The sequence below is a fragment of the Bradyrhizobium sp. Leo170 genome (assembly GCF_004296405.1).
Classification (GTDB): Bacteria; Pseudomonadota; Alphaproteobacteria; order Rhizobiales; family Xanthobacteraceae; genus Bradyrhizobium.
The window spans coordinates 1-2,691 of the sequence record NZ_PSRR01000591.1 but is presented as its reverse complement, the minus strand read 5'-3'; the positions used below and the strand labels follow the sequence as shown (position 1 = coordinate 2,691).

At 63.4% G+C, this 2,691-nt stretch carries 5 protein-coding genes and 1 tRNA gene; 2 read left to right on the top strand and 4 right to left on the bottom strand.

All coding sequences use genetic code 11. From position 1 onward, the window contains the following. Window position 1: 1 nt before the first annotated feature. The 4 genes from CWO89_RS42840 to CWO89_RS42830 all read right to left on the bottom strand — a co-directional run bounded on the left by CWO89_RS42840 (window position 2) and on the right by CWO89_RS42830 (window position 1,147). A complete protein-coding gene (locus CWO89_RS42840) occupies window positions 2–193 on the bottom strand; it encodes a hypothetical protein (RefSeq protein ID WP_130584218.1) in 192 nt (63 codons plus the stop codon). Window positions 194–236: 43 nt separating this feature from the next. Beyond that, the gene (locus CWO89_RS46580; protein WP_165421581.1) at window positions 237–389 is read right to left on the bottom strand and encodes a hypothetical protein; all 153 of its coding nucleotides are present in this window, start codon (window positions 387–389) and stop codon (window positions 237–239) included. A gap of 102 nt (window positions 390–491) precedes the next feature. Next, a tRNA-Thr gene (locus tag CWO89_RS42835) sits at window positions 492–566 on the bottom strand. 122 nt (window positions 567–688) lie between these two features. Then, window positions 689–1,147, bottom strand: a complete 459-nt coding sequence (locus CWO89_RS42830) for a hypothetical protein (protein WP_130584217.1) — start codon at window positions 1,145–1,147, stop codon at window positions 689–691. 214 nt (window positions 1,148–1,361) lie between these two features. Between CWO89_RS42830 and CWO89_RS42825 the strand changes: the two genes are divergently transcribed. Then, a complete protein-coding gene (locus tag CWO89_RS42825; RefSeq protein ID WP_130584216.1) occupies window positions 1,362–2,057 on the top strand; it encodes a HoxN/HupN/NixA family nickel/cobalt transporter in 696 nt (231 codons plus the stop codon). Between the two features lie 160 nt (window positions 2,058–2,217). After that, the coding region (locus CWO89_RS42820) for a hypothetical protein (protein WP_130584215.1) at window positions 2,218–2,691 on the top strand (474 nt) is incomplete at its 3' end.

The following is a 2,691-nucleotide window of genomic DNA, read 5'->3' as shown; positions in this document are numbered from 1 at the left end:
CCTAGCTCGCGGGAAGTGGTGTTGCGGTCGTCTCGGCCAGCCGTTCGGCGGCCTTTGCTTCGACCAGGTCAGCGTAGCGGTCATATTCATCGGCCATTTCGAGCAGTTTTTCGCGAACGTCTGCATCAATGACCTGATAGGCCAGCCGCTTCGCTTGCTCGGATTGAAACCGGTAGTGCTGTGTGTCGGACATGTGGCACCTCGAACGTATGTCCGGCACGAACCGCAAAGGTTCATCAGGCAGCGGCAGGCTTCTTGTCCTGTCGAATCTCGACGTCGAACCAGCCCATCTCCTTGAGTTCGTGCGCTTTCTTCACCGCGGCATCCTCACTCTCGCGCCTTAGGATGATCTGCCCCGTGCCGTCGCGGGCGTAGATGAAATAAGTCATTCTTAAAATCCTGTTCGGCTGAAATACGCGCGCAGTCCGCCTCGACAATGGAAATGGCTTGAAACGATCTTGGCGCAAAACACGGCGCTTTGATGAAGCGGATGGTGCCGGCTGAGGGGATTGAACCCCCGACCTTCGGTTTACAAAACCGCTGCTCTACCGCTGAGCTAAGCCGGCAATTTCGGCCGCTCGCATATCAGACTTGTCGGCGCAGGGCCAGAACCTGAGGGCAGCCAGGCAAGACCTGTGCAGGAAAAAGGCGGCCGGGCGGCCACCTTTTCCCCAACTGGTCGATCGGGTTACTGGCAGGGGTGGCGGCGGCCATCCTCGCCGCGGAACCATGTGCCGGGCGTGCAGACGAGGCCGTTACGCTCGGCGTAGCTTTGGGTGTAGTAGCCGCCCCGGTAGCCGTTATCGAAGCCGGCAAATGGCGCAGTGGCGACCGCGGCCGCCGTGCCGACGGCGCCTCCGACAACCCCGGCGGCGACGTTGCCCGGCCAGAAGCCGCTGCGATCGTCCCAGCGAGCGTAGCTGTTGTTCCAGCCATTGTTCCAGCCATTGTTGTACTGATAGGCGGCGGCGCGACGCTGCTGGTAGCTGCCGGTATAGGGATTTCCCGGTCCTTGGTTCTGGCAATTGGCGTTCGGATAGAACTGAGCGCAATAGCCGGGATTGTAGATCACCTGTTGCGCCCCGGCGGGAGCGGCCAGGGCGGAAGCGAGCAGCGCGGCGGTGCCGGCGATAGCGAGTGGTCTCATGTGAGATTCTCCTTGAAGTCGCAACCGACACCAAGCGGCCGCGCGGCCGGCCTGTTCCACTGATCCTGTTCACGCGACTTCAAACCCAGGTGATCGCAGCAAGCGCATGGGAAGGTTGGTACTCGCGGACGTTGATACGCCGCCCTTTGTTGAAGCAGTGCCTGACAAGGGCCGTGACTTCGTGTCAAATGGGGTATTGGAGCGGGCGGCGCGCATGTTTGGAATCCTGGGACTTGGTTTTCTATTGGGCATGCGGCATGCGCTCGAGCCCGACCATATCGCTGCCGTCTCCAGCATCGCCGCGCGCCGGACCCATGTCGGCGACATCGTCAGGCACGGGCTTACCTGGGGGCTCGGCCATACGCTGACGCTGTTCTGCTTCGCGGGCGCCGCCATCCTGCTCGGACACGCGATCCCCGAGACGGTGGCCCGGCCGATCGAGGGCGCCGTCGGCATCATGCTGATCGGGCTCGGTGCCCATGTGCTGTGGCGTCTGTGGCGCGACCGCGTCCATTTCCACCGCCATGGCCACGGCGACGGAACGGTGCATTTCCACGCCCACAGCCATGCCGGCGAGACGAAGCCGCATCATGTCGCCACACATGTCCACGCGCACGGCTTTCGCTGGCGCACGCTGCTGGTCGGCTTGATGCACGGCATGGCCGGTTCTGCAGCACTGCTGGTGCTTGCGGTGTCGCAGGCCTCGAGCCCGATCGTCGGACTGGGCTATGTTGCCCTGTTCGGGATTGGCTCGATGGTAGGCATGGGCGCGCTGTCCACCGTGATTGCGGTGCCGATCGCGGCATCCGCGCGCTGGCTCACCTGGGCCAACCGCGGGCTGCAAGGCGCGGTCGGGCTCGTGACCATCGCGATCGGTGTGAACACCTTCATCGAGACGCTGCTGGCGTAAGCGGCCGCGCATACGGCGTTAACAAATCCTGATCGCGATCGCCCGCAATTGAGCGAGCCGGCATGCTCACGCGTTAGGCTTACCGGCAGTTTGGCCTGCCGCCTTAACCTTTGGCTGCGCGCATTCGATTAGGTTGCTGAACGAGACAGGAAAGCAACCAATGCGCGTTGGCATTACAGCGGGGATTCTTTTGGCGATGACGTCGACGGCCTTTGCCGGCGGCGGCTCCGGCGGCGGCTTCGATATCGTCGTTCCCTATCGCCGTGGCGTGCCGATCATCATCAACGGCATCGACGCCTCCTATGCCGTGATCGAAGGTGAGTGGGGCCTCGGCAAGAACGTCCACGTGCAGCCGACCATCTATGGCGGCCGCTACATCGATTCCGAGCCCAATGTCGGCCATTATTATCCGAGCCTCGGCCACATGCCGGGCTATGGGCGCCTGGAGATCGAGCCGCCCTCGAACCGGCGTCTGCCCAAGCCGGCCGAAAGCTATCACCAATCCTGGTCCGCGCAGTCGATGCCGCTGCCGGCGCAGTCAGGCCCGCCCGTCGATGCGCCGCCCATCATCTACGCGCCGCAGTATGACCAGTTCCCGCGCGACCATCACCGCCGGCCGCCGAGAATTCCGCGC